Genomic DNA, 25932 nt, shown 5'->3' on the forward strand with positions numbered 1-25932 from the left:
GCTCAGGCTCCTTTGCGGTGGTATTTGTGCGGGACGAAGGGGAATGGCACGGTCTTGGCCGGCAAACGCTTGCCGCGCACTTCGATTTCAAGATCGGTGCCCAATTCGCAATACGGGTTTTGGACATAGGCCATGGCGATGGGATGGCCGAGCGTGGGCGAGAAACCGCCGCTGGTGACGTGCCCCACTTGCTCATCGCCGGAATAGACAAAAGCCCCTTCGCGCGCGGGCTGGCGGCCTTCAAGGGCGAGTCCGATGCGCGTATGCGTACTGCCACCGTCGAGCCGCGAAATGGTTGCCGCATGGCCGAGATAGCCGCCGGTCTCGCGCCGCGCCTTGGCGATGGCGAAGGTGAGGCTTGCACTCACGGGATCGGTTTCGAGGCTCAGGTCATGGCCATAGAGTGGCAACGCAGCCTCCAGCCGCAGCGAATCACGCGCGCCAAGGCCAGCAGGTTTCACTCGCTCGTCTGCCACTAGCGCATTGGCGAGGTCTTCAACCTGGCCTTCATGGATCGAAATCTCGAAGCCGTCCTCACCGGTATAGCCAGCGCGGCTTACCCAGACATGCTGATCCTTGAACTTGAAAAGTCCCGCGGTCATGAAAGTGAGATCGCCGACACCGGGAATGATGCTTTCCAGCACATCCGCTGCTTTCGGGCCTTGCAGGGCGAGCAAGGCAAAATCATCGTAATGAGTCAGCGTGATTTCGTCCGGGAGGTGCTCGCGAAGGTGGGCAATATCGTCCCACTTGCAGGCACCGTTGACCACCAGCGCGAGATGCGGCCCGGCGTTGGTAACGATCAAATCATCGATGATGCCGCCTTCATCGTTCAGCAGCAGCGAATAGCGCATCTTGCCTTCGCCAAGATTGGCGATGCCGTTGGGCAGCAGCTTCTCCAATTCCTGCGCGGCATTGTCACCGCTCATCGAAAGCTGGCCCATATGGCTCACGTCAAAAAGGCTGACGGAGCTCCGCGTCCAGTCGTGCTCTGCCTTGATGCCCTCATACTGGATCGGCATCTCATAGCCTGCGAAGGGGACCATGCGGCCACCCTGTGCGCGGTGCCAGGCATCCAGCGGAAGCTTTTCCGGCGCCTGTTCTTCAATTTCGGTTTCGGTATCGCTCATCAACAGGTCACTTCCAGCGCAGGGCACGGTTTGGCGACGCCCGCATGCCGGACGCCTTCACCATGCCCCCTCTGTCTTCGAGACCTGAGAGATTCCGGCGTGGCTTGAAAAGCGAACGCCTTACTCCTTCGGTGGTGCCCGCCGAGGCGGACACGCTTTCCAGAGTGTCTGTGCCAGCTGCGCGGTCCCTGTGACCTGAGAGTTTCCGGGGCGGTTGCTCCTTCGGTGCCTCCATAAAATGGAGAGCTCTCCCGCGCATCTGCCAAACGAAGAATCATTTACCAGACGCAGCGGCTTTGCGCGATTGTCTGGGCGTGGTCAATTGCCAATGGAAAAGCGCGAACACGTGGGTGAAAGGCCACCCGCGCAGCCCCCTGTGCCACGCTGCGTGTTGCGCGCGTTCATAATTCGGTCGTGAAGGGGCTGCTAATTCCGGCCTGCGATCCTTCTCAAGGCAGGGGTTAAGCTTTTAGCCTCCTCATGATAGGGCGCGCGCGATGCCGTGGCTTTGAGGATGTGACCGCCATTTTGACAAATCTTGCCGATGAAGAGGCGCTGATCAAAGCGGCCTATGGCGTGGTTTCGCGGCCGCAGCGGTTGATCGATCTTTTGCATGCTTTGCAGGATAATCGGGTCGTCAGTTCCGACGATGTCGAGCCGCTTGCCGATCATTTTGCGCAGGTTACGGAGCTGATTACCGAAGTAGACGAAGAAGTCGGCCGCGATTTTTCCAACTTTCACGGTATCTCCGCTTCCCCCGGTGAAGTCGCGAAGAAAGAGGTGTTCGACTCGCAAGTGCAGCTTTCTCTGGATCGGGATGGGAAAGTTGTATCCTACGATCCGGCGGTCTTCGGCGTGGAGTGCTTCGAAGAAGGGCCGAGTATTCCCGATTGGATGTCTGAAACGGATCGGGATGGCTTTCGAGCGATCATGGCTTCGATGCGCGCCACCGGAACGATTGCTCCCTCGCTCATCCGGCTGCTCACGCATTTCGACGATGAAACCGGTCAGCTTTTCTCGGTCGAGCCTTCGCAGCGCGATGGCATTGCCGCGGAATTCCGCAGCATTCGCCTGCGCTGGAGCAACCGCGTGGGCGAGCTTTTCGTTGAATTGTTCAAGCTCACCAAAACGCAGGGTCTTCTGGCGCGCGATATCGTGAATGGCAGGAGCGTGAAGCAGTTTGCCGAGCGGCGCGGCCGTAGTGAGGCAACTGCGCGCACCCAATTGAAAGTCCTGCTGAAAAAACTTGGTCTCAGCTCGCAGATCGAACTCGTTTCGCTCTATGCCGGGTTTCACTTCCGGATGCAGTTTCTTTCAGCAGAGGAAACAGCCGAGAGTGCCAATACCGGCCTTGTCCATACACTGCCGGATGGCAATATTCTGCCTTACGAAGTGCATGGCGATCCCGATGGTCGCCCCGTGCTTTATCTGCATGCGACGGCTGATGGAGCCTACTTCACTCCAAAACAGCAGCGCGCAGCGAAGGAGCAAGGCCTGCGCGTGATCGCGCCGTGGCTGCCATTCTACGCGGGATCTCGCTTTGAGAAGCACGGCCTTCTCACAGTCGATGCATTCGTCGATCGGCTTGAAAACCTGCTGGACGCACTGGATATCCCATCTTGCGCGATCATCACCGTGCGCGTGTCGGCTCCTTACGGTCTGCGGGCGATCCAGCGAAATCCCAAGCGGTTCACCAGATTGGTCGCGGCGGGGACGATCGTGCCTGTGAAAAGCCCCGCGGATTTCGCGCACCTCACCTTCGGCTATCGCGCGCCGATGCGATTGGCCAGAAGCGCGCCGTCCTTCGTGAAGCTTTATTTCGCAGCGGCCGCAGCCATGATGCGGCGCGGCGAGGGCGGGAAATTCCTGACGAGCCTGTATGAAAACAGCCCTGCCGATCTGCGCACGCTGGACGATCCCGATGTGGTTGAGGTGATGAAGGCATCTTTGCTGCGCACTTATGAAGAATCGTATGACGCGCCTCTCCAGCAGACTTTATTGTCATCCAGCGACTGGTCGGAATTCTGCGAGAATATTGAGGCTCACGTCACCATCATCTGCGGGCAGGAAGATGGTCTCGGAACTCCGCACCAGGTGCAAGATTTCTGTGAAAGATACGGCTTTACGCTTGAAGGACCGCTCGAAAATGTCGGCAGCCTCGCGATACACCAGGTGCCATCGCTGATTTTCGAGAGGGTTTGAAAAAAACGTTGCTCAAGGGCCCTGCAGACCCCGATTTGATGTGTTCTGATAAAGGCCGATTGCAGGGATACGAAGCGCAGTCTTGTGCGACTCAGGTCGATTGGACAGTCCGGCGATAGAGATGCCAGGTTGCATGACCAAGAACAGGCAGGATGACGAGCAGGCCAAAAAACGCCGGGATCATCGCCAAGCCGAGCAAGCCGGCCACCAAGAAAGCCCAAAGCAACAATACGCCTCTGTTGTCCCTGATCGCCTGCAGACTGGTGATGATTGCCGTCAGAACATCCACATCGCGGTGAACCAGTATGGGCAAGCTCATCACGGTAATGGCGTAAAAGCCAAGTGCCATAAGCCCTCCCACCAAGCTTCCTATCGCAAGCATCGCCAGCCCATTCGGAGTGGTGAGGATTGCGGTGGGATCGGAACCAATCCCGCTATTTCCTAGAAAAATCGCATAAACACCGTGCGCGACGATCATCCAAAAGCCGAATGTGACGAAAATAATGACGCCCATACTCAGTATTTGGTCGTCTCCGCGGCCTTTCATCGCGGATAGCACTGCTTTCCAATCAGGGCGCATGCGCGCTTCACGCAATCGGCTGACTTCGTAAAGCCCGACGGCGGTAAACGGAGCGAGGATTGGAAAACCTGCGGTGGCAGGGACCAGCCAAACCGTCTCTCCGCGGCTGATCAGAGAGTAGGATATGGCGAGCCCGCCAATCACGAAAAGCGCTGAGAGAAGCAGGCCGAAAGCGGGATAAGTCCGGTAATCCTGCCAACCCTTCTTGAGGGCCAACCAGAGGTCGGCCAATTCCAGATCATTTCTTACGAAAAACGATCGCGCCCGGGCCTGCTTCTCTTCGTCCATATCGGATAGGTGCCTCTCGATTCAGAACCGGAAATTGACGCCCACGCTGACCACCCATGGGTCGAGATCGTGTTCGGTCTCGATCGCCAATGTATCGCCGACAAACCAGCGCGCGGTGGTGTCCACGAAATAGCGTTTGGCATCGAGCGTGATACCAAAACCGTCGTCTCCGATTGGAATGTCGGCACCTGCCTGCAGCACAAAGCCGAACTCATCCGAAAGCGTTGTCTCGGTCACGCCGAGCGGGATGGTCGCAGCACCAGGCTCAACATCTATCCACCAGAAGTAGGTCGCGCCGGCGCCGACATAGGGCTCTAAGTCGCCCAGATCGAAATGGTATTTGGCGGTGAAGGTCGCCGGGATCAGCGTGCCATTGGACACAAGCTCTGCGCCGGGCAGGCCCGACACGGCATCGACATCATGCTGCGTGATGCAACAGATCGTCTCGATGGAGACATTGTCGGACACGAAATACGCGACGGCCAGTGTCGGTACGAAGGCATCGCTTGCCTCGGTTTGCGTATCGGCGGGCAGCCCCACGATATCGGTGTTGACGCTGGTGATGGCGCCATCTGGAAGCACGCCCGTGCCGAGCAGTTTGATCTGAAGATCGCCTTCTGCATCCTGCGCCTCGGCGGGGCAGGCCAGAACTGCCAGGGCAGCGAAGGCGGCGGTTGTCAGCAGTTTCATCGATCATTTCCTTTGCCCCCGCAGTGGCCACCCAATGTGGCCCAGGTATTTGCGGGGGCGTGATGATGCTCTGACGCGAAGAGGCGCGCCGATCCTTGATGCAGATCAATGTCGGCCACGTAAGTCCGTGCGACTTAGGCCCCTATGATCGAGGCCACCGAACCCTTCGCAATGTTCGCGGAAGCAATCTTGCCATCGGACCTTCCGGATGCGCTTTACATGCACCTTGGCGCCATTGCCGAGCAGTGCGAATTGGCGGCGCATGAGGTGCAAACGCACAGCGGCGATGCTGAAAAACTGATCTTCATCGCGCAAGGCAGCGCCAAGCTGGTTGCGAAGGGAGCGGGCGAGCGTGAGCAGATCATTGGCTTTCACTTCGCTGGCGATTTTCTGCGCCTGCCTTGCCCATGCGAGCACTCCTACACGCTGGTCGCCCTGGAAGATGCGCAACTGCTGGTCTTTTCTGCAAGCCAGTTTGTGGAGCTGGCGCGCGGAGAGCCGGGAATTCTCCAGCATCTCCTCGATCAAAGCGCCACGATGCTCGATCGCAGCCGGGAGAAATCCATAGTCCTTGGCCGCAAAAACGCCTGCGAACGGATGGCTAGCTTCCTGCTGTCCATGGCGCGCCGCATTGGCGAGGAGCAGGCCGACACCATTCGCCTGACCCTGCCCATGTCGCGGCGCGAAATCGGCGAGAGCTTAGGCCTGACCATCGAAACCGTCAGCCGCCAGCTTACCCTACTGCGCGATGCGCAGATCATCGAAACACATGGTCGCAACCAGGTCATCCTGCGGCATCCGGAAGAACTGCAGAAACGGTCCGGTTGGCTGACGAGGGCCAACTGACAGCAGGCAGCTGACAATTCCCATCCAAATTTGCGCCAGATCAAAGAATCGCATCGCGGCGCTTTCTATTCACTCCCCTGACAACGGACGGAGATTTCAATGCAAGCCGAAGCCGCACTGAGCCGGACGATCCTGTGGGGATTGCTGGCATTCTTGGCACTGGCGGTGGGGTTAGCCGCCGCTGATGCCGGTTTTGCCGCCCATGCAGCTATCGTGGGGCTCGTTTGCCTCTCGCTGATGATCACGAGCGCGGCGAAGTTCGATCCGACAAGCCGCCTCAATACTTTCTTCAAAGTGCCGGAAAGCCCATCGCACTATGATGACGAGCCCATTCGCTGGGGCGTTATCGCGACGATGTTCTGGGGGCTTGCAGGGTTGGCGGCCGGCCTGTTCATCGCGCTTCAGCTCACCTGGCCGCAATTGAATGTAGAGCCCTATCTGAATTTTGGCCGCCTGCGCCCGCTGCATACAAGCGCGGTGATTTTTGCCTTCGGCGGCAATGCGTTGATCGCCACCAGCTATTACGTCGTGCAGCGCACCTGCCGCACACAGCTGGCTTTCCCCGGCCTCGCTCGCTTCGTGTTCTGGGGTTACCAACTGTTCATCGTGCTGGCGGCAACCGGCTATCTGCTCGGCGTTACCCAATCGAAGGAATATGCAGAGCCGGAATGGTATGTCGACCTGTGGCTCACCATTGTCTGGGTCTGCTATCTGATCGTCTTCGTCGGCACGCTCGCAAGGCGCAGAGAGCCGCATATCTACGTCGCCAACTGGTTCTACCTCGCGTTCATCGTGACTGTCGCGATGCTGCACGTGGTCAACAACCTCTCGCTTCCGGTCAGCCTCCTCGGCGCGAAAAGCTACAGCCTCTATGCAGGGGTGCAGGATGCGCTGGTGCAATGGTGGTATGGCCACAATGCGGTGGGCTTCTTCCTCACCGCCGGCTTCCTTGCCATGATGTATTACTTCGTGCCGAAGCAGGCCGAGCGACCGATCTACAGCTATCGCCTGTCGATTATCCACTTCTGGTCGCTGATCTTCCTCTACATCTGGGCGGGTCCCCACCACCTGCATTACACCGCGCTGCCCGATTGGGCGCAGACGCTGGGCATGGTCTTTTCGATCATGCTGTGGATGCCGAGCTGGGGCGGCATGATCAACGGCCTGATGACGCTGAACGGCGCGTGGGACAAAATCCGCACCGATCCGGTCATCCGCATGATGGTGATGGCGCTCGCTTTCTACGGCATGAGCACGTTTGAAGGCCCCATGCTCTCGATCCGCGCGGTGAACGGCCTTTCGCACTATACCGACTGGACCATCGGCCACGTGCATTCGGGCGCTTTGGGCTGGAACGGCCTCATCACCTTCGCCTGCGTCTATTTCCTGGTGCCGCGGCTGTGGAAGCGGGAGCGGATGTATTCGCTGCGCATGATCAATTGGCACTTCTGGCTCGCGACGCTTGGCATCGTTTTTTACGCCGCCAGCATGTGGGTCGCCGGGATTCAGCAGGGCCTGATGTGGCGCGAATATGGCGCTGACGGATATCTCGTCTGGTCCTTTGCCGACACCGTCGCCGCGATGTTCCCGATGTATGTGCTGCGCGCCTTTGGCGGCCTGCTCTATGTCAGCGGGGCAATCCTGATGAGCTATAACATCTGGATGACGCTGGCGGGCAAGCAGCGCGAAGAAAAGGCTATGATTGATGCGGCTTACGATCCTGAAAAGGACCGACCCATCACCGATCCCGAACCCACCGCCGTTCCGGCTGAATAAGGGCCCAATGCCATGAGCATGACCGCACGTCACAAGACACTTGAACGTAACATCACGCTGTTGGCGATCTGCACTTTCATCGCAGTGTCGATCGGCGGGCTGGTGCAGATCACGCCGCTTTTCTACCTCGACAATACGATCGAGGAAGTGGACGGCATGCGGCCCTACACTCCGCTGGAACTGGCCGGTCGCGATATCTACATCCGCGAAGGCTGCTATGTCTGCCACAGCCAGATGATCCGCCCGTTCCGGGACGAGGTGGAACGCTACGGCCATTACAGCCTGGCTGCCGAGAGCATGTATGACCGGCCTTTCCAATGGGGATCGAAGCGCACGGGGCCTGATCTAGCGCGTGTGGGCGGGCGCTATTCGGATGAATGGCATGTACAGCACCTGATCGATCCGCAGTCGGTGGTGCCTGAAAGCATCATGCCGTCCTACAGCTTCCTTGCCGAGACCACTCTCGATGCGGGTGATCCGGCGGCAAACCTCGCCACCCTTCAAACATTGGGCGTGCCTTACAGCGATGAGGACATCACCCAGGCCATGGCCGACATGATCCTACAGGGCAGTGCATTCCCGGGTGCGGGGCAGGCAGAATTCAACGAGCGCTATCCCAATGCGCAGGCACGTGATTTCGACGGCGATCCGGACCGTCTGACAGAGATGGATGCGCTGATCGCTTACTTGCAGATGCTCGGCACGCTGGTCGATGTCGATAGCGCCGCCGCGCAGCAGGAATTGTCAGAGGAGCTTGGTCGATGAGCTTCTACGAAACCCTGCGGCATTTTGCCGATAGCTACGCCCTTATCGTCATGTTCGCCTTGTTTGGCCTGCTGTGCCTCTACCCGTTCCGGTCGGGTGCCGGCGAGCGCAACCATCACGCAGCGAATTCGATCTTCAAAGGAGCCGATGATGGCGACCAATAAGCGTATCGACGAGCCTACCGGCACGGAAACCGTCGGCCATGAGTGGGACGGGATCGAAGAACTCAACACTCCGCTGCCGCGCTGGTGGCTGTGGACCTTTTACCTGACGATCCTTTTCGCTGCGGTTTATGTCGTGCTGTATCCGGCATGGCCGCTTATCGACCGGGCGACCACCGGCATTTTGGGCTGGTCCAGCCGCGGCGCTCTGCAGGAAGAGCTGATCAATGAAGATCAGGCTCGCCAGGCGTTTCGCGCCGAACTGGCCGAAGTGGAAGTCGCCGATCTGCGCGATGACGAGGAACTATTCCGCCGCGCGGTTGCAGGCGGGGAAGCTGCTTTCAAAGTGCATTGCAGCCAGTGCCACGGTTCGCAGGGCGCAGGGTCGCAGACGCTTGGCTACCCCAATCTCAACGATGATGCCTGGCTGTGGGGCGGCACGCTGGAAGAGATCCATTACACCATCGAATACGGAATTCGCCAGCCGGAAGACAATGCGCGCCGCCAGAGTGCCATGCCGGCATTTGAAGGTATTCTCGACTCTGCTCAGGTGGCCGCTGTCACCCAGCATGTCCGCTCGCTTGGCGGAGAAGCCGAACCCAATGCCAATGGCGCTGCCCTGTATCAGCAGAACTGCGCTATATGCCACGGCGAGACTGGCGACGGCAATCGCCAGCTTGGCGCCCCGCGCCTGAACGATGCGGTGTGGCTGCGCGGCAGCAGCACCGCGGAAATCACACGGCAGATTCTGCAGCCGCGCATGGGTCAGATGCCTGCATGGGGCGAGCGGCTTGGCCCGGCAACGACCAAGATGCTGACCGCCTATGTCTACTCGCTGGGCGGCGGTGAGGAAGCTGCTCCTCAGCCGACTGATCGCGTGCCGGGTGAGACTGCAGAAGTTCGGCCCGCCGGAAGCGAGAACAGTGACGGATAGCACCGAACCGCGCCCCGCCGGAAAAGACGATACTGCACTGTCGAGCGCGGACGCGCGTCCCGAGGCAACGACGATGCGGCACACCGCCAGCGAGCCTGATTTCCAGCGCGAGCCGGAAAGCTATTACGAGGCGCGCAAGGCAGTTCATAACAAGCGTATCGATGGCAATTTCCGGCGCTTCAAATGGGCGGTGATGATCGTCACCTTGGCGATCTATTATATCACCCCATGGATACGCTGGGACCGCGGCGAATATGCGCCCGATCAGGCGGTGCTGGTCGATCTGGCAGGCCGCCGCTTCTACATGTTCGACATCGAGATCTGGCCGCACGAATTCTATTTCGTGGCGGGCTTGCTGATCATGGCGGGCATCGGCCTGTTCGTGGTTACCAGCGCCGTCGGGCGCGCGTGGTGCGGCTACGCCTGCCCGCAGACGGTCTGGACTGACCTGTTCCAGCATATCGACCGTTTCGTCGATGGGGACCGCAATGCGCGCATGCGGCTGGACCGGGCACCGTGGACATTGGGCAAGGTGGCACGCCGGGGCTTCAAGTGGGCGATCTATCTTTTGATTGGCCTCGTCACAGGCGGCGCGTGGATCCTCTATTTTGCTGACGCTCCGACGCTGTTTGCCGATTTCTTCAGCGGGGAAGCTGCCCCCGTCGCCTACATCACCGTGGCGATCCTCACTCTGACCACTGTCACCCTCGGCGGGTTTATGCGTGAGCAGGTCTGCATTTACATGTGCCCATGGCCGCGAATCCAGACTGCGATGATGGATGAGCACTCGCTGATGGTCACCTACAAGGACTGGCGCGGGGAAAAGCGCGGCAGCCTGAAAAAGGCTCGGAAACAACCGGAGAAATACGGCGACTGTATCGATTGCACCGAATGCGTGCAGGTATGCCCTACCGGCATCGATATTCGCGAAGGGCCGCAAATCGGATGCATCACTTGTGCGCTATGCATTGATGCCTGCGACCGGGTGATGGCCGACATCGGACGCCCGCGCGGTCTGATCGATTACGCCACGCTGGACGATTGCGAGCGCGAGGCGAAAGGCGAACCGGCGCGTTCGCCCTGGAAAGCCGTATTCCGCCCGCGCACCATGATCTATTTCGGCATCTGGGCAGCAATCGGCCTTGCGCTGCTCTTCGCACTCGGCACGCGCACCCGCACCGACCTCTCCGTCGCGGCGGATCGCAATCCGCCCTTCATGCTGATGAGCGACGGTGCGGTGCGCAATTCCTTCACGCTGAAGCTGCGCAATATGGAAAGCCGCCCCCGCGAAATGGAAATCGCGATCGAAGGCCTGCCCGGCGCAGTGCTGTGGACCGACATGATCGACCGTTCGCAAGCCGCCGCCAGCCAACGCGTCACCGTGAATGCAGACCAAGTGCGCGAAGTGCGCGCCTATGTCGCCGCGCCGCGCGGTACTCAGCAGCAAGAGTTCGCATTCAGCCTGACCGCTCTGGACGAGAAGGCCGAGAGCGATCTCGTCGAAACCCGTTTTGACACCCCGGAGGGCCCCTGATGGCGCAGCAATTTACCGGCAAGAAAATGACGGCAGTGATGGTCGGCGGCTTCGCTGTTGTTATCGCCGTCAATCTCACCATGGCGACCTTCGCCACTCGCGGTTTCAGCGGGACTGTGGTCGACAATTCCTATGTCGCCAGTCAGAATTTCAACAGCTGGCTCGATGCCGCAGACGCGCAGGAGGCGCTGGGCTGGGACGCACAGTCAAGCCGGAGTGATGGCAACCTGCTTGTGCAAACAAGCGGCCTTCCAGAAGGCGCTATCGTGACCGCCCAGGCGCGCCGTCCGCTCGGCGATCCGGAAGCTCAAAGCTTCAGCTTCGACGCAGGGCCTGATGGCGCTTTTGTTTCGACAGAGACCCTCCCCGAAGGCCGGTGGATCGTTCGCCTCACCATCACCGCAGGTGCGGAGAGCTGGGTCGCGGAGCAGCGCATCTAATGACAGTCGCCGCGCGCCTTGATCCGGCTAGTTCAGAAGCGCTGGTCGATACCCGCTTCACCGTGCCCGGCATTCGCTGTGCAGGCTGTATCGCCAAGATTGAGCGGGAGCTGCCGAAGCTGAAAGGCATCGCAAATGCGCGCGTAAATTTCTCCGCAAAGCGTGTCGCCATTCGCCATGCGGAGAACATGCCGCACGATGCGCTGACCCATGCTCTGCAAGAGCTCGGCTTCGAAGCGCAGGAATTCGACGACAATCCGCTGGGCAGTGAGGATGCGGAGGCCAAACGGCTCCAGCGCGCGCTCGCAGTGGCGGGCTTTGGCATGATGAACGTCATGCTGCTGTCGGTCAGCGTTTGGTCGGGCGCAGGCGGCGTGACGCGCGACCTGTTTCACTGGCTGTCCGGCGTGATTGCCCTGCCTGTAATCGCTTACGCCGGACAGCCCTTTTTCCGCTCTGCCTGGATGGCGCTGAAATACCGCCGCACCAATATGGATGTTCCGATATCGATCGGGGTCCTGCTTGCCACGGCCTTGAGCATTTACGAAACCATGGCTGGCGGCGGCCACGCGTATTTCGAGAGCGCAGTTATGCTGCTCTTCTTCCTGCTCGCCGGCCGCGCACTCGACGCGGCGATGCGGACACGAACCCGCGCCGGGATTGGTGCGCTTCTTTCTCGTATGGGCCGCAGCGCAATGGTGATCGCCGATGACGGCAGCTTCAGGTCGGTGCCTTCGCAAGACCTGCAACCGGGCATGACGATGGCCGTCGCCGCAGGCGAATCGCTCGCTGCCGATGGAGTGGTTGCCCAGGGTGAGAGCGCAATCGATAACGCCATGCTGACCGGCGAAAGCATGCCCGAACAGGTGAGCGTGGACAGTATTGTTTATGCCGGCGCAGTGAATTTGTCGGCACCGCTCAGGGTGCGGGTGACCGCCGCTGCATCCAACACGCTTTTGGCCGAAATCGCGCAGCTGATGGATGAGGCTGGCCAATCGCGCAGCCGATATGTTCGCATCGCCGATCGTGCGTCCCGCCTTTACGCACCAGTCGTGCACTCGCTCGCCTTGCTCGCATTCTTGGGGTGGATGACGGCAGGCGCAGGCTGGCATCAATCGCTCGTGATCGCCATCGCGGTTCTCATCATCACCTGCCCCTGCGCCATGGGATTAGCCGTGCCAGCCGCGCAGATCGTGACATCCGGCGCCCTCCTGAAACGCGGGCTGCTGGTGAAAGATGGCAGCGCGCTGGAGCGTCTGGCAGAAGTGGACATCGCCCTGTTCGACAAGACCGGCACGCTTACTCTCGGTACGCCGCGCGCTGATATTACCGCGCTCGATGCCGAGGCGCGTAGCGTCGCGCTCGCGCTTGCGCAGGCAAGCAATCATCCGCTCAGCAAGGCGCTTGCATCCAGCCTGCGGGATGCGGATGTTGAAGCAGCCAATGTGATAAGTATCAGCGAGCGAGGCGGCGATGGTGTGTTCGGCACATGGCGCGCCATCGAAGTGGCTCTGGAACGGCCCGATTGCATGCAAGCGGGATTATCCAGCCAGTTGCGGATCGGCGTGGACACGTCTGTGATCGGGTTTCACGATCCCTTGCGCTCGGACGCTGAGGAAGCGATCACTGCACTTTCTGACATGGGGATCGAAAGCCGCATCCTGTCAGGTGACCGGAGCGCGTCTGTCAGCACGATTGCCCGCGAGCTCGGCCTCCATGCGAGAGCCGGTGCCAGCCCGCAGGACAAGCTCGCCATGCTCGATCATTTGCGCAGGCAAGGGCGCTTGCCATTGATGGTCGGGGACGGGATCAACGATGGTCCCGCCCTTGCCGCTGCACACGCCTCAATCGCTCCCGGCAGTGCCAGCGATGTCAGCCAGCAGGCCGCCGACGCCGTCTTTACCGGACGCGCGCTGATGCCTGTCGCTGCTGCAATCCGCGCCTCCCGTGCTTGCATGCGCGTTGTCCGACAGAACTTCGGTTTTGCTTTCATTTACAATGTCTTCGCGGTGCCTTTGGCTCTATTCGGCATGGTGACACCCCTGATCGCGGCAATAGCCATGTCGGGAAGTTCGATAGTCGTCGTGGCGAACTCCTTGCGCTTGGCGAGGCTAGCGCGATGAGCGGCCTGCTGATCCTCATTCCGGTCGCGCTCGGGCTCGGCCTGCTCGGCCTCATCACATTCTTCTGGGCGATGCAGCAAGGGCAGTTCGAAGATCTCGACGGCGCTGCCCAGCGTGTGCTGATAGACGATGAGGAGCCCGAAGAATGAACGGCGCGGCGATCGCCCTCGTTGCGATTGCGCCCATCGCGCTTGGGCCTCTGCCCGAAGCGCCACCCGTGCTGGTGACCACCCTGTGCGCCAATGGCGGAACGGCTGTGATCGAGATCCCGCTAACCCCGCGCGAGCCTTCACTTCCGGATTCCTGCGAGGCGCAGGCTTGCCATGCTGCGGGCCGCGAAAAGAGTTTGATCCAGCGCAAAGACGGCTGATCGCAGAAACCGGATAGGGATCGCATGTGGCCTTATCATCCAGACCTGCTCGCAACGCCTGTTCCGCGTTATACCAGCTATCCCACCGCCGCTGAATTCGGCGAAATGCACGCTGCGGATTACCGCGCTGCGCTGGAAGATGCGAGCGGGCCGGTCTCGCTCTATCTGCACATCCCGTTCTGCGAGAAGATCTGTTTCTATTGCGGATGCAATACCGGCAAATCCAATCGTCAGCAGCGGCTGCAATCTTATCTGGAGGCACTGCATAGCGAGATCGAATTGGTCGCCTCGCTGCTTCCGAAAACGGCATTCGTCACGCGCATCAGCTTCGGAGGCGGCAGTCCCAATGCCATTTCACCGATCGAGATGCTGCGATTGGTCGACGCTCTGACGGTCAATTTCCAGCTCGATAACCCGGTGTTTTCGACGGAGCTCGATCCGCGCACGATGAGCGCCGACTGGGCCGAGGCAATCCGCGCCATTGGGTTCGAACGGGCAAGCCTCGGCGTCCAGACTTTCGCTCCGCAATGTCAGATAGCGATAGGGCGCGAGCAGAGCGAAGATCTGATCGTTCGGACAGTAGACTGGCTGCGCGATGCAGGCGTCACTTCGCTCAATTTTGATTTGATGTACGGCCTGCCAGGCCAGACGCGCGATGATTTGCTGGACAGCCTGCAGCGCACTCGCGTGCTCGGTGCCGATCGTATTGCGCTTTTTGGTTATGCCCATGTCCCGCATGTCGTTCCGCGCCAGAGGGCTATCGATGCATCTGCACTGCCCGATCCGGCGACGCGCTTCGCGATGGCCGATCTGGGATTCACCTATCTTGTCGGGCGTAGCTACGTTCCGGTCGGTTTCGATCATTTCGCCAAGGCGGGCTCCGACCCGGTTGCGCGCGCCGCTTTCGATGGGCGCGTCAAACGCAATTTTCAGGGATTTACCGATGACCCATCCGAGACCTTGATTGGTCTCGGGGCTTCCGCAATTTCATCATTCCCCAATTTGCTGGTGCAGAATGAGAAAAATACGGGTCGATATCGCATGTTGGCTTCTCAAGGCCAGCTGACGGTGTCGCGGGGCATCGGGAAGTCGCCTGCCGATCAGACCACTGCGGCACTCATCGAGTCGCTGTTGTGCCACGGGCGCGCGATTCTTCCGGTGGAGCAAATGGCAGAGCTCCGAACCGCCCTGTGCCCGTTCACGGTGCGAGGGTTGGCTTCGCTCGACGGGAATGTCCTGACTATTACACCTGATGGCCTGCCCTATTCCCGCACCATAGCAGCATTGCTCGATCCCTATCGCACGCAATCGAGACGGCCATTTAGCGCGGCGGTGTAGCAGATCCGGAGGGTTGGGCGATTTCGTGTGTAGAGGCGAGTCTAAGCGAACTGCAAAAATAGTAGTTGCGACCGATCTGCGCTCTTCACACGGATCATGCAGCAAGTTGCGGAGACGGAGGGATTGTCCTCCGCTGCGCTCCGGACATCTCCGCCGCGTTGCGGCTCCGATTCCGAAACGAGGCTCCTTCAGCCTATCCCTATCCGCCACCAGCCTCCACGCTTCGCGCGGAGGCCACTGGCGGAGACGGAGGGATTCGAACCCTCGATACCCCGATAGAGGTATGGTTCCTTAGCAGGGAACTGGTTTCAGCCACTCACCCACGTCTCCGGACCTGTGTGGCAAGTGGCGCGCTATAACGAGGGGTGGAGCACGCTTCAAGAGGCGTTTCTGCTATCTCCGAACTTCGCGGATTGAGCGCGTGGGCGGATTCGGTTCATCGCAAAACGGATTCGCTTCGCCGCCTATTCATTGCTGCTTCAGCCGCAGGGGATTCTCATGGGTGCGCAAAGCCTTGCCCGTACCGGGATCGGAGATTGGCCATGACAACAGGTTTCACCGCTGCAATCCGCGCGACCGCGCTTGCCGCCCTCACGCCGCTGGTCGCGGCATTTTCCGTGCCGGTCTTGGCGCAGGATATGGAAACGGTCGATCCCAATGTTGTGATCGATGGTGACCTTCTCGACTCTCAATCGGACGATCAGGTGACGGGCGACACCGCAACTGACGATTCCTCCGCTTACACCGGCGCCTACGATCTGAGCGAAGCTACGCCTCGTTATCAGACCGAAGATACGACTGATCCGGGGCAATCCACGGACGCGCGCCCCGTCCTCGACCTCCCGCCGATGGAAGGTGAGGGCGAGCAAGTCGCGACAGTCGATACCGAACCCTTCCCTCCGGTCGACGATCCGGAGACGGTCTACGGTGAAGACGATCTGATCGGAGCCGCTGAGGGTCTCTTCGGACGCGGTGCGGAAGGGCTTGCTCGCCTGATCCAGGACATTCTGGCCGATCAGGGCGAGCCCAATGGATACATCGTCGGCCGCGAAGGCAGCGGAGCTTTCATCCTTGGCGTACGCTATGGCTCCGGCACGCTCTATCATGCGGTCGAAGGCAACATGCCTGTGTATTGGACCGGCCCCTCGATCGGCCTCGATGCCGGCGCCAATGCCGGGAACACCTTCGTGCTCGTCTACAATCTTTACGACACTGAAGAGCTTTACGAGCGTTTCCCCGCAGGCGAGGGGCAGGCCTATTTCGTCGGCGGCTTTACCGCGAGCTATGTGCGCCGTGGCGATATTGTGCTGATCCCGATCCGTGTAGGAGCGGGCCTGCGGCTGGGGATCAATGCGGGCTATATGCGCTTCTCCCGCGAGCAGCGCTGGCTGCCGTTCTAAAATCGCGCTTTCAGGGCGCATAGCAATTCGCAACGGAAATTGGCGTCAGAAGCCTTGCGATGATTTGCGCAGAGGGGCATTGCGCTGTGCATGCTGAACAGACTCGAAGAACAAGCCCCTGATGCCCTGCTGGCCCTCATCAAGCTTTTCACAGCCGATGAGCGAGCGGACAAGATCGATCTGGGCGTGGGCGTTTACAAAACCGCCGACGGCGCAACGCCGGTATTCGAGGCGATCAAAGGCGCGGAGCAGCGCTTGGTCGATACGCAGGACAGCAAATCCTATCTCGGGCCGGAAGGCGATCTCGGCTTCGTCAATGGCCTCATCCCGCACATCTTTGGCGATGCCGCGTCTGACGATGGGCGGATGGACGGCATGCAGACGCCCGGCGGGACTGGCGCAGTTCGCCTTGCCCTCGCACTCGCACAGAAAGGTGGCGTCACCCGCGTCCTGATGGGCACGCCGAGTTGGCCGAACCATGCGCAGATCCTTGGCGATCTGAGCCTAGAGCTGGTCGCTTTCGATCACGCAAACAGCGACGGCACCGCCAATATGGATGGACTGCGCTCGGCACTGGCGAATGCAGGAGAGGGCGATGCCATCCTGCTCCACGGCTGCTGCCACAACCCGACCGGCGTGGACTACACCCCTGCCGAGTGGGACGAGATTGCGGCTTTGCTGAAGGACAGCCCCGTCATTCCGATTATCGATCTCGCCTATCAGGGCCTCGGCCAAGGTATGGACGAAGACGCCTATGGCCTGCGCACCGTTATGGCCGCCGTGCCGGAAGTGATGGTCGCCTACAGCTGTGATAAGAACTTCGGCATGTATCGTGACCGGGTAGGCGCTTTCTACGTTCAAACTGCTGATGCGGAGACGACGTCGCGCGCGATTTCCAACGCATCGGCTTTGGCGCGCGCGAGCTGGTCCATGCCGCCCGATCATGGTGGCGCGGCGATCCGCATCATTCTGGAAGATGCCGGCCTGACACAGCGATGGCTCGATGAGCTGACATCCATGCGCGAGCGCATCGGTGAGGTCCGCTCCACGCTAGCAGCCTCCGGCACGGCGGGCAGTGTCGATCTGACGCCGCTGGGCAAACAGCGCGGAATGTTCGCCATGCTGCCGGTCTCGAAAGAGCAGGTGCAGCAGCTGCGCAAGGATCACGCGGTGTATATGGCCGGATCGGGCCGTATTAATGTGGCGGGCCTCACACTAGGCAATATCGATGCGTTCGTTGCCGCGCTTACCGATGTGACGGGTTGAGGCGAAGCGCATTCAGCTCTTCAGCGCCTGCATCCTGTGCAGATAGCGAGCGATCGTATCGACTTCCAAATTCACTTCGGAGCCTTTCTTCAGGTCGCCCAAAGTGGTCACTTCGCCTGTGTGGGGGATGATATTGAGCGTAAAATGCGCTGTGCCATCGAGTTGGTCCTCAACCGAGTTCACCGTCAGCGACACGCCATTCACGGTGATCGATCCCTTCTCCGCAATAAAAGGCGCGAGCGCGGCTGGTGCTGCAATCACAGCAATCCACGAATCGCCCGACGGCTGCCAATCGACGACCGTGCCCACTGCATCGACATGGCCGGTCACGATATGACCGCCCAGCTCATCGCCGATCCGCAGCGAGGGCTCTAGATTTAGCTCAGCGCCCTCGTCCCACATGCCTTTGGCGGTGCGGCTGACGGTTTCGGCAGAAAGATCGACAGTAAAATGCGCATCGCCTTTCGTGCCGCCTTTGTCGACCGCGGTGAGGCATACGCCGGAGCAAGCGATGCTCGCGCCGATGGAGATATCTGCGGGGTCGAAGGGGCAGGCGATCCGCAGGCGCAAATCGCCGCGCTGCTCTGCGCTTTCGATTGTGCCGATGGCCGTTACGATACCTGTAAACATGAGAGTGTTCCTAGCGCGTGCGGGTATAGATTTCGAGCGTGTCTTCACCGAGGCGAATATGGGCGTCAGACCGCCACCGACCGTGAGCGGCTCGAAGGCTATCCAGACCGAAATCGCTGACGCCTGCGCGGCCGCCTCCGATCAGGATTGGCGCGCGATATATCAGCAAGCGGTCAACGAGATCGGCCTGCAGGAATGCGCCGGCAGCGCCAGCTCCCCCTTCGATGAAGAGATAGCCTATGCCTGTGAGGCGACGAACATCCTCGGGCGAATGCACCGCTCCCCAGCCGTCGGGCGCATTGCCATGAGTGAGGACGAGCCTGTGCGGAGAGCGATTTTCCAATCCCGAAAGCCTGACATTTAGTTGCGGATCATCACTGCGCACGGTCTCGCCGCCCACCAATATTGCATCGGCGCGCGCGCGTTCGCGGTGGGTATGGGCCCGGGCTGCGTCTCCGGTGATCCACCGGCTTTCACCATTGGCCATCGCAATGCAGCCATCCAATGACATTGCGAGCTTGAGAGTTACATGCGGGCGGCCTTCGCGGAACTGCATGAGGTGGCCCGCAAGGCTTTGCTGGATCGCTTCGGAATCGATTTGCACGCACGCGACACCCGCATCCGCCAATATCTTGATGCCTGTGCCTGCCGTGCGCGGATCGGGATCGCGAGCTCCATAAACGAGACGCTTAGGCCCTGATGCTGCTAGCAGCGACGCGCAGCTCGGCCCACGTGTGGATTGGTGAGCACAGGGCTCCAGCGTCACATAGGCCGTTGCATCGCGAACCGCTTCGCCGGCCTCTTCCAATGCCATGGCTTCTGCATGCGGTCGGCCGCCCGGCTGAGTCCAGCCCCGGCCGACGACAATTCCATCCTTTATGATGATCGCGCCGACACCCGGATTGGGTGAGCTGAGCGGACGCGCGCGCTCTGCAAGTGCAGCCGCCGCCGCCATCCAGCGCGTGTCGTCAGCCTTCGGTGGCACGCGCACAATATTCCGCAACACTCAGCGCCAATTCTTCTTCGGTAGGGCCTTCGTCAACTGCGCCAGTGGCCTCACGCTCGGCTTCTGCCTGCGCTTCCATCTCGTCCACGTCGACAAAAGTAGCACGACCGAGTTGGCGATACATTTCGCGGCGCAATTCGGCGCGTTCCGCAAGCCGCGCATCGATCGCGTCCTGCAATTCCTGGTTGGCGCAATTGGTCGCGATGATTTCAGCGTCGGTCCGGTCTTCCGCGAAGGTTGAGATGTACACCAGCTCCGGTCGCGCAGGCGGGGCGCGCTCGGTGTCCGGGAGGAAAAGGAAGAACAGGCAGAATGTCGCGGCGCATGCAACGCCAAGGATCTGCCAGCGATGCGGCGTCGGCTGCCGCCAGTGCTCGGCAAAATCGGTGACTGCCCGCTTGGGCGAAATGCGGCGGAAAAATCCCTTCATGCCTCACAGATAGGCGGCCTTTGCGGCTTTCGCCAGAGTGCGTATTGCTTCGGCTCAATCGAATGCGGCGTAAAGAATGCGCCCCTGCGCTTTCAGCCATGCATCCGCTTCGTCGATTTCGCCGTCGAAGATGTCGCCGAGGAGGGCGTGGAACGCGGGCGAGTGGTCGAAATGAACCAAATGCGCCACCTCATGCGCCACGACCGATCGGCGCACATGGTCAGGCGCCATGACCAATCGCCAGTTGATGCGAATGCAGCGGCCATTGGAGCCTTCGCCCGAACAGGATCCCCACCGCCGCTTCGCCCGCGACAGCCGCAATTGCGGAACAGGTAGGCCAGCGCGCTCGCAGTAGAATGAGAGGTCGTGCGCGCAGAGCCGTAAAGCTTCGCTTTCAAGCCAGCGCTGCACGCGTCCGGTGAGGCGATCCTCCGGTCCCCCCACATAGAGCGTATCGTTCTCGTGACGGACTTGGCGACCGCCCTCGGTGTGCCACTCGAGGCTTAGTATTCCGCCGCGATAGGGCACATCGGCGCCCGGCGCGATTTCGAGTTTGGCGGGCACTTTGCCGATCTGCCTCGCAATCCAAGGTTTGCGCGCCTTGGCAAATGTGATCGCATCCAGCGTGCGACCCCAGCTTGGCAGAGTGATCCGAACCTCGCTGCCATCTGGCGCGAGCCGCATGGTCAATCGCTTGGCGCGGGCATGACGGCGAATGGCGATGGGCAGGTGCCTGCCGTCAACTTCCACGCTGGGATCCTGTATTTCCTTGCGAAGCCAATCGATCACGATTCGTCCCAATCGGTCAGATGATGTTCGAGATCGCCTGCCACCGTCTCGCTGACGCAGCGACCGGCAACACAGGCGCCCGCCTCCAGCATGGCATCGCGGCTGCCGGTGAGGAGGTAGTGCCAATCGGGCAGCGGATCGCCCTCGGCACGCAATTTATAGGCGCATGTCTTGGGAAGCCAGCGCACCTGCTGCACCAATCTGGGCGTCAGGCGCAGGCAATCGGGCACGAAGGCCTTGCGGTGGCGATAATCCATGCAGCGCGCAGTGCCTGTGTCGAGCAGTTTGCAGGCGACATTGGTCTCGTGAATTTCGCCAGTGTCGTCATCCTCGAGTTTGTGCAGGCAGCAGCGCCCGCAGCCATCGCACAAGGCTTCCCACTCCTCACGCGTCAACGCATCGAGCGGCAATTCCCAAAATCGCTCTCTCAGCGCACCCATTTCTCAAGTTCCGCAGCGACGGCTTCGGCAGATTGTTCGACCGGCAGCAGGGCCATCGGCTGGCCTTCGCGGTCGACCAGATAGCCCGATCGCGAATGATCCATCAGATAGCCGCCTTCGGCATTGGGCTCCATCTTGGTGTAATACGCGAAGTAATTCTCGGCCGCCTGCTCGATGGCTTCCGGGGACCCGGTAAGGCCGATCAGGTCGTCGGAGAAATTCGCCGTGAATTCGGCAATCACGTCCGGCGTATCGCGCTCCGGATCGACAGTTATGAAGATCGGCTGGATGTCCTCGGCAAGATCGGGATTGGCCTGCGCGAACTGCTCATATCCCTGCACCATGCGCGCGACATCGAAAGGGCAGACATCGGGGCAATAGGCATAGCCGAAATAGACCATCTGGTATTGGCCTTCGAAATCTGCATCGGTGACCTGATTTCCCGCGCTATCGACCAAATCGAATCCGCCGACCACGGCCGAATCGTACAATGGCGGTGGGGTTTGCGGCTCCGCATTGCCACACGCGACCAAAGTCACGGTGGCACTGAGAGCTGCGACTGCTTTAAGAGTAATTGACAAGGCAGACATGACGAATGGTTCATGCTCTGCTAACGCAGCGCAGGCAAGATAAAGTCTGGCCCGTGGGCAGGCTTTTGCGCACAATTCGAACAGGAGGTTGGGGTGGCCCGAGCGGCTCTTCGCACATTTTTGACGATTTTTGCCGCAGGCAGCGCATTTGCGCTGGCCGTGCCGGCGCAGGCGCAATTCTATTCGGAGGGCTATCAGTTCCTCGAAGCTGTCCGTGATCGCAACGGCACCGAAGCCACTGAAATGCTCAATGAGCCGGGCACGACGGTCATCAATACCCGTGATCTTTCAAGCGGAGAGACGGCGCTGCATGTGGTCGTTTCGCGCCGGGATATCACCTGGACGCGGTGGCTGCTGCAAGAAGGTGCCAATCCCAATATCGCCGATAGCCGAGGCCGCACGCCGCTGATCGCTGCAAGCGAGATCGGCTTTCTCGAAGCGATCGAAGTGCTCGTTCGCCGCGGGGCACGCGTGGATGTTGCCAACCAAGCGGGTGAGACGCCGCTGATCGCTGCCATCCATTCTCGCAATGTAGAATTGATCGAAGTGCTTCTGGAAGCAGGTGCAAACCCCGATCTTACGGACAATACCGGGCGCAGTGCGCGCGATTATGCGCGCGAGCGAGGCGTGCCGCCGCGCATCCTGATGGTGCTTGAAGCGAATGAGCAGGACGATGCGAGCGAGGGCGAAGGCGAAACTTACGGACCTGCATTTTGATGGCTGACAATGACGATCTGACCTTGGAAGAATTGCGCGTCGCGCTCGCACCCGAAGTCGCCTTGGCCGCGATGTTCGATGGCTGGAGCGATGCCGCGCTCGCATCGGCGGCAGAGGCGCAAGGCATCGATCCGGATGTCTCGCGGCTTGCGTTCCCGGCGAAGGGGCTGAGCGGCCGTGCCATGGACATGATCGATGCGTGGGTCTCCTCCATCGATGAAAAAATGGAGGCCGAATTCGCCGATGGGCGGCTCGACAATATGCCAATCCGCGAACGGATTCGCTCGCTGGTCTGGTTCCGGCTCCAGGCGATTGAAGGGCTCGAGGAATCGCTCGCACGCGCTGTCGCAATCCAGGCCCAGCCCCAGAATGCGCCGATAGCGCTCAAGCAGGGCTGGTCATCGGCAGACAAAATGTGGCGACTGGCAGGCGATACGGCCACCGATTACAATCATTATACGAAGCGGGCGATCCTCGCCTCGATTTACGCAGCGACTCTCGCTGTCTGGAAAAGCGATGAGAGCGAGGACAAGGCAGAAACCGCCGCTTTTCTCGATCGCAGGATCGAAGGCGTTATGAAGTTCGAAAAAGCCAAGGCCAAATGGCTCGGCGGCGATCGCGAACATTTCGATGTCGCGCGTTTTCTTGGCCGATTGCGATATCCGCAAAGCTGACCGCGGCTCGTCGGCGCAGACACTATTGAGAATTAGTTGCAATTGATGGGGTGCTCTGGCACGGCCTGCGCCGTGACCGAAACCATACCTTCAGATACCGCTACTTTGGATAGCCTTGCGCCGCGCACGCAGGCCGAAATCCTGTCCGTCAACTGGAGCGTGCTTGCGCCCGATGAGGCAAAGCGCCTGCGCGCGCTTGGGCTCGATGTGGGAACGCAAGTGGCCGTCGCGCATCGCGGCGTATTTTTCGGCCGCGATCCGATCGCGCTGGTGATTGGCCGGACGACGGTGGCGGTCCGGAGGACGCACGCCAAGGCTGTTTTGGTGAAGCCGCTATGACGCGCTTTCGCACTGCCGCGCTGGTCGGCAATCCGAATGCGGGCAAAACAGCGCTTTTCAACGCACTGACCGGCGCGCGCCAAAAAATCGCCAATTATCCTGGCGTTACGGTGGAGCGCAAAGCGGGCCGGATGATCATGCCCGATGGACAGCCGATAGAGCTGATCGACTTGCCGGGTTCATACTCACTAGATGCGGCAAGCCCCGATGAAGAAGTAACGCGGCAAGTCGTGCAAGGGGAATTCCCCGGCGAGGCGCGGCCCGAACTGCTGGTCATCGTGCTGGATGCAGCCAATCTGGAACAGCATCTGGTTTTCGCGCAGGAGATCATTGCTTTGGGCGTGCCGACGGTGGTCGCGCTCAACATGGTCGATCTGGCCGAGCGTGACGGCCTCACGCTTGATCCAGCCGCTCTTTCCGATGCTCTGGGCGTGCCTGTTGTTCCGACAATCGCGGTGCGGAAGAAGGGACTTGATGCGCTGGCAGAGTCGATGGAGTCGGCTAGCCAACAGGATCTCTCCACTCGCCACGAAGTAGCCTGCCTTTCCATGCCGGAGCAGCGGCTGGCGGCGCGCAATATTGCCAAGGCGGCGATCCTTTCCGAAAGCCGGGAGCGCAAGCTGCACGCAAACCTCGACAAGGTGTTGCTGCACCCATGGCTTGGCCCGATCATTCTGTTCGCTTTGCTGTTCATCGTTTTTCAGGCGGTGTTCGCATGGGCTGACCCCCTGATCGGGGCGATCGAGGGTTTGGCAGAGGGCGCTTCTGCGCTGGTCACCTCTTCGATGGGCGAGAGCTTCGTACGCGATTTCCTGACTGAAGGCGTTATCGCCGGGGTCGGCTCGGTCGTCGTCTTCCTGCCGCAGATCATCATCCTGTTCGCCTTCATCCTGGTGATGGAGCAATCGGGATATATGGCGCGCGCCGCCTTCATCATGGATCGGCTGATGGCCTATGTGGGCCTGTCGGGTCGCAGCTTCATCCCGCTGCTTTCCAGCTTCGCCTGCGCTATTCCGGGCATTATGGCGACGCGCTCTATCGCCGATCCCAAAGATCGGTTGACGACGATCCTGATTGCGCCGCTGATGACCTGTTCGGCGCGACTCCCGGTCTATACCGTCATCATCGCGGCGGTCATTCCGTCGAACGCCGTGGGGCCGGGTATCGGGCTGCAGGGGCTCGTCCTGTTCGGCCTTTACATTGCCGGGATTATTGGAGCGATGCTGGTGGCCCTCGTGCTGCGCCGCACTGCGACCAAGGGTGCGGCTTCGGGCTTCATCATGGAAATGCCCAAATACCAACTGCCACCGCTGCGCGATGTGCTGATCGGTTTGTGGCAACGCGCATGGGTTTTCCTGCGCCGCGCCGGCACGATCATCTTTGCGGCGACCGTGATCCTGTGGCTGCTGCTCACCTTCCCCAAGGCGGAGCCGGGCGAAAGCCAGCTCGACGCTTCTGCAGCAGGGCATATCGCAAGCTTTATGCAGCCCGCATTCGAGCCCATCGGCTTCCAGCGCGAAATGACACTCGCGCTTGTGCCGGCCATGGCTGCGCGTGAAGTGGCGGTGGCTTCGCTGGCAACGACTTATGCTGTGGATTCGGATGACGAGGCGGAGACCGAAAACGCATTGCGCGATCAGATTTCCGCGCGCTGGAGTTTGCCGACCGCGCTAGCCTTCCTCGCGTGGTTCGTCTTTGCGCCGCAATGCCTCTCGACGATCGCTGTGGCGCGGCGCGAAACCAATGGCTGGAAGTGGCCGATGGTGATGGTGGGCTATCTCTTCGCGCTTGCCTATGCTTTTGCGGGGCTTACCTATTGGGCGGCAGTCGGCCTTGGATTATAGCGAATAATCGCATCCGCTGTGGACACACCGCCTGGCTAGGGGTGGCGACTCGGCAGGCCCTTCGATAAGCCTACGTACGGAACAGACAAGGAATCGACGATCATGGCGGGCAGCCTCAATAAAGTGATGATTATTGGCAATCTGGGTCAGGACCCGGAAGTGCGCTCTTTCCAGAATGGCGGGAAGGTGTGCAATCTGCGCGTCGCCACCAGTGAGACGTGGAAGGACCGCAACTCGGGTGAGCGGCAGGAGCGGACACAGTGGCATACGGTCGCCATTTTCCAGGAAGGCGCTGCCAATTACGCCGAGCAATATCTGCGCAAGGGCAGCAAGGTCTATGTCGAAGGCCAGCTCGAAACCCGCAAATGGCAGGATCAGCAGGGCAATGACCGCTATTCGACCGAAGTCGTGGTTCGCCCCTATTCCGGCACGCTGACGGGCCTTGATGGCCGCGGCGATGGCGGCGGCGGCGGTGGCGGTGGCGGTGGCCAGCGCGGCGGCTTTGGCGGCGGAGGCGGCGGTGCCGGGTATGGCGATCGCGGGAACGCTGGGAATGCGCCCGGCGGCGGTTCGTCAAGCGGCGGCGGCTCAAACTATGATGATCTGGACGACGATATTCCGTTTTGAGGT

General features: G+C 60.5%; 28 protein-coding genes, 1 tRNA gene and 1 riboswitch. Of the genes, 19 read left to right on the top strand and 10 right to left on the bottom strand.

Features of this window, described 5'->3' with window-relative positions:
- Positions 1 to 2: 2 nt before the first annotated feature.
- Entirely contained in the window at positions 3 to 1130 is a 1128-nt protein-coding gene (gcvT, locus tag I5L03_RS04170; RefSeq protein ID WP_197920436.1) for a glycine cleavage system aminomethyltransferase GcvT, read from the bottom strand.
- Positions 1131 to 1302: 172 nt separating this feature from the next.
- Positions 1303 to 1394: riboswitch (glycine riboswitch) on the bottom strand.
- Between the two features lie 252 nt (positions 1395 to 1646).
- On the opposite strand from gcvT, the gene I5L03_RS04175 reads away from it, so the two are divergent.
- Entirely contained in the window at positions 1647 to 3332 is a 1686-nt protein-coding gene (locus I5L03_RS04175; RefSeq protein ID WP_197920437.1) for an alpha/beta fold hydrolase, read from the top strand.
- Positions 3333 to 3423: 91 nt separating this feature from the next.
- Here I5L03_RS04175 and I5L03_RS04180 read toward each other — a convergent pair whose 3' ends face one another.
- Complete coding sequence (locus I5L03_RS04180; protein ID WP_197920438.1) at positions 3424 to 4200, bottom strand: DUF2189 domain-containing protein; 777 nt, start codon at positions 4198 to 4200, stop codon at positions 3424 to 3426.
- Between the two features lie 21 nt (positions 4201 to 4221).
- The gene (locus I5L03_RS04185) at positions 4222 to 4890 is read right to left on the bottom strand and encodes an OmpW/AlkL family protein (protein ID WP_197920439.1); all 669 of its coding nucleotides are present in this window, start codon (positions 4888 to 4890) and stop codon (positions 4222 to 4224) included.
- A gap of 171 nt (positions 4891 to 5061) precedes the next feature.
- Between I5L03_RS04185 and I5L03_RS04190 the strand changes: the two genes are divergently transcribed.
- The 11 genes from I5L03_RS04190 to I5L03_RS04240 all read left to right on the top strand — a co-directional run bounded on the left by I5L03_RS04190 (position 5062) and on the right by I5L03_RS04240 (position 15177).
- Positions 5062 to 5736 (top strand): Crp/Fnr family transcriptional regulator, encoded by a 675-nt coding sequence (locus tag I5L03_RS04190; protein ID WP_197920440.1) that lies wholly within the window; start codon positions 5062 to 5064, stop codon positions 5734 to 5736.
- Positions 5737 to 5835: 99 nt separating this feature from the next.
- Positions 5836 to 7512 carry a cytochrome-c oxidase, cbb3-type subunit I gene (gene ccoN, locus I5L03_RS04195; protein ID WP_197920441.1) on the top strand — a complete coding sequence of 559 codons (1677 nt, stop codon included), beginning with the start codon at positions 5836 to 5838 and terminating at the stop codon, positions 7510 to 7512.
- Between the two features lie 12 nt (positions 7513 to 7524).
- The gene (ccoO, locus tag I5L03_RS04200) at positions 7525 to 8277 is read left to right on the top strand and encodes a cytochrome-c oxidase, cbb3-type subunit II (protein ID WP_197920442.1); all 753 of its coding nucleotides are present in this window, start codon (positions 7525 to 7527) and stop codon (positions 8275 to 8277) included.
- Entirely contained in the window at positions 8274 to 8441 is a 168-nt protein-coding gene (locus I5L03_RS04205) for a cbb3-type cytochrome c oxidase subunit 3 (RefSeq protein WP_197920443.1), read from the top strand. Before ccoO ends, I5L03_RS04205 begins: the two co-directional genes overlap by 4 nt.
- Positions 8428 to 9372, top strand: a complete 945-nt coding sequence (gene ccoP, locus I5L03_RS04210; RefSeq protein WP_197920726.1) for a cytochrome-c oxidase, cbb3-type subunit III — start codon at positions 8428 to 8430, stop codon at positions 9370 to 9372. The genes I5L03_RS04205 and ccoP overlap by 14 nt, the downstream gene beginning before the upstream one ends.
- A 73-nt stretch (positions 9373 to 9445) precedes the next feature.
- Positions 9446 to 10906, top strand: coding sequence for a cytochrome c oxidase accessory protein CcoG (gene ccoG / locus I5L03_RS04215; RefSeq protein WP_197920727.1), 1461 nt, complete (start codon positions 9446 to 9448; stop codon positions 10904 to 10906).
- Positions 10906 to 11346 (top strand): FixH family protein, encoded by a 441-nt coding sequence (locus I5L03_RS04220; protein ID WP_197920444.1) that lies wholly within the window; start codon positions 10906 to 10908, stop codon positions 11344 to 11346. The genes ccoG and I5L03_RS04220 overlap by 1 nt, the downstream gene beginning before the upstream one ends.
- Positions 11346 to 13469 (top strand): heavy metal translocating P-type ATPase, encoded by a 2124-nt coding sequence (locus tag I5L03_RS04225; RefSeq protein ID WP_197920445.1) that lies wholly within the window; start codon positions 11346 to 11348, stop codon positions 13467 to 13469. The genes I5L03_RS04220 and I5L03_RS04225 overlap by 1 nt, the downstream gene beginning before the upstream one ends.
- Positions 13466 to 13618: a cbb3-type cytochrome oxidase assembly protein CcoS gene (gene ccoS, locus I5L03_RS04230; protein ID WP_197920446.1), complete on the top strand. Its 153-nt coding sequence runs from the start codon at positions 13466 to 13468 to the stop codon at positions 13616 to 13618. The genes I5L03_RS04225 and ccoS overlap by 4 nt, the downstream gene beginning before the upstream one ends.
- Positions 13615 to 13839 carry a hypothetical protein gene (locus I5L03_RS04235; protein ID WP_197920447.1) on the top strand — a complete coding sequence of 75 codons (225 nt, stop codon included), beginning with the start codon at positions 13615 to 13617 and terminating at the stop codon, positions 13837 to 13839. The genes ccoS and I5L03_RS04235 overlap by 4 nt, the downstream gene beginning before the upstream one ends.
- A gap of 24 nt (positions 13840 to 13863) precedes the next feature.
- On the top strand, positions 13864 to 15177 hold the full coding sequence (locus I5L03_RS04240; RefSeq protein WP_197920448.1) for a radical SAM protein: 1314 nt from the start codon (positions 13864 to 13866) through the stop codon (positions 15175 to 15177).
- 238 nt (positions 15178 to 15415) lie between these two features.
- Here I5L03_RS04240 and I5L03_RS04245 read toward each other — a convergent pair.
- Positions 15416 to 15507 (bottom strand) — tRNA-Ser (locus I5L03_RS04245).
- Positions 15508 to 15719: 212 nt separating this feature from the next.
- Here I5L03_RS04245 and I5L03_RS04250 point away from each other — a divergent pair.
- Positions 15720 to 16577, top strand: coding sequence for a DUF1134 domain-containing protein (locus I5L03_RS04250; RefSeq protein ID WP_197920449.1), 858 nt, complete (start codon positions 15720 to 15722; stop codon positions 16575 to 16577).
- Positions 16578 to 16667: 90 nt separating this feature from the next.
- Positions 16668 to 17843 carry an amino acid aminotransferase gene (locus I5L03_RS04255; RefSeq protein ID WP_197920450.1) on the top strand — a complete coding sequence of 392 codons (1176 nt, stop codon included), beginning with the start codon at positions 16668 to 16670 and terminating at the stop codon, positions 17841 to 17843.
- Positions 17844 to 17855: 12 nt separating this feature from the next.
- Here the strand turns inward: I5L03_RS04255 and I5L03_RS04260 are convergent, their stop codons facing one another.
- The 6 genes from I5L03_RS04260 to I5L03_RS04285 are packed head-to-tail and all read right to left on the bottom strand — an operon-like array spanning position 17856 to position 21629.
- Positions 17856 to 18473 carry a riboflavin synthase gene (locus tag I5L03_RS04260; protein ID WP_197920451.1) on the bottom strand — a complete coding sequence of 206 codons (618 nt, stop codon included), beginning with the start codon at positions 18471 to 18473 and terminating at the stop codon, positions 17856 to 17858.
- A gap of 10 nt (positions 18474 to 18483) precedes the next feature.
- Positions 18484 to 19479, bottom strand: a complete 996-nt coding sequence (gene ribD, locus I5L03_RS04265) for a bifunctional diaminohydroxyphosphoribosylaminopyrimidine deaminase/5-amino-6-(5-phosphoribosylamino)uracil reductase RibD (protein WP_325100077.1) — start codon at positions 19477 to 19479, stop codon at positions 18484 to 18486.
- On the bottom strand, positions 19442 to 19909 hold the full coding sequence (locus I5L03_RS04270; protein ID WP_197920452.1) for a hypothetical protein: 468 nt from the start codon (positions 19907 to 19909) through the stop codon (positions 19442 to 19444). Before I5L03_RS04270 ends, ribD begins: the two co-directional genes overlap by 38 nt.
- A 54-nt stretch (positions 19910 to 19963) precedes the next feature.
- Positions 19964 to 20698, bottom strand: coding sequence for a M48 family metallopeptidase (locus tag I5L03_RS04275; RefSeq protein WP_197920453.1), 735 nt, complete (start codon positions 20696 to 20698; stop codon positions 19964 to 19966).
- Positions 20695 to 21138, bottom strand: coding sequence for a YcgN family cysteine cluster protein (locus I5L03_RS04280; protein WP_197920454.1), 444 nt, complete (start codon positions 21136 to 21138; stop codon positions 20695 to 20697). Before I5L03_RS04280 ends, I5L03_RS04275 begins: the two co-directional genes overlap by 4 nt.
- Complete coding sequence (locus tag I5L03_RS04285; protein WP_234035012.1) at positions 21126 to 21629, bottom strand: SCO family protein; 504 nt, start codon at positions 21627 to 21629, stop codon at positions 21126 to 21128. Before I5L03_RS04285 ends, I5L03_RS04280 begins: the two co-directional genes overlap by 13 nt.
- Positions 21630 to 21848: 219 nt before the next feature.
- On the opposite strand from I5L03_RS04285, the gene I5L03_RS04290 reads away from it, so the two are divergent.
- From I5L03_RS04290 to ssb, 5 genes are all read left to right on the top strand, one after another.
- The gene (locus I5L03_RS04290; protein ID WP_234035013.1) at positions 21849 to 22445 is read left to right on the top strand and encodes an ankyrin repeat domain-containing protein; all 597 of its coding nucleotides are present in this window, start codon (positions 21849 to 21851) and stop codon (positions 22443 to 22445) included.
- Positions 22445 to 23119 carry a COQ9 family protein gene (locus tag I5L03_RS04295; RefSeq protein WP_197920456.1) on the top strand — a complete coding sequence of 225 codons (675 nt, stop codon included), beginning with the start codon at positions 22445 to 22447 and terminating at the stop codon, positions 23117 to 23119. Before I5L03_RS04290 ends, I5L03_RS04295 begins: the two co-directional genes overlap by 1 nt.
- Positions 23120 to 23191: 72 nt before the next feature.
- Entirely contained in the window at positions 23192 to 23458 is a 267-nt protein-coding gene (locus I5L03_RS04300; protein WP_325100078.1) for a FeoA family protein, read from the top strand.
- Positions 23455 to 25302 carry a ferrous iron transporter B gene (feoB, locus tag I5L03_RS04305; protein WP_197920457.1) on the top strand — a complete coding sequence of 616 codons (1848 nt, stop codon included), beginning with the start codon at positions 23455 to 23457 and terminating at the stop codon, positions 25300 to 25302. The genes I5L03_RS04300 and feoB overlap by 4 nt, the downstream gene beginning before the upstream one ends.
- A 102-nt stretch (positions 25303 to 25404) precedes the next feature.
- Positions 25405 to 25929, top strand: a complete 525-nt coding sequence (gene ssb / locus I5L03_RS04310; RefSeq protein WP_197920458.1) for a single-stranded DNA-binding protein — start codon at positions 25405 to 25407, stop codon at positions 25927 to 25929.
- Positions 25930 to 25932: the final 3 nt, after the last annotated feature.

Origin of the sequence: Aurantiacibacter sediminis, from assembly GCF_016019885.1 — a bacterium.
GTDB lineage: Bacteria > Pseudomonadota > Alphaproteobacteria > Sphingomonadales > Sphingomonadaceae > Alteraurantiacibacter > Alteraurantiacibacter sediminis.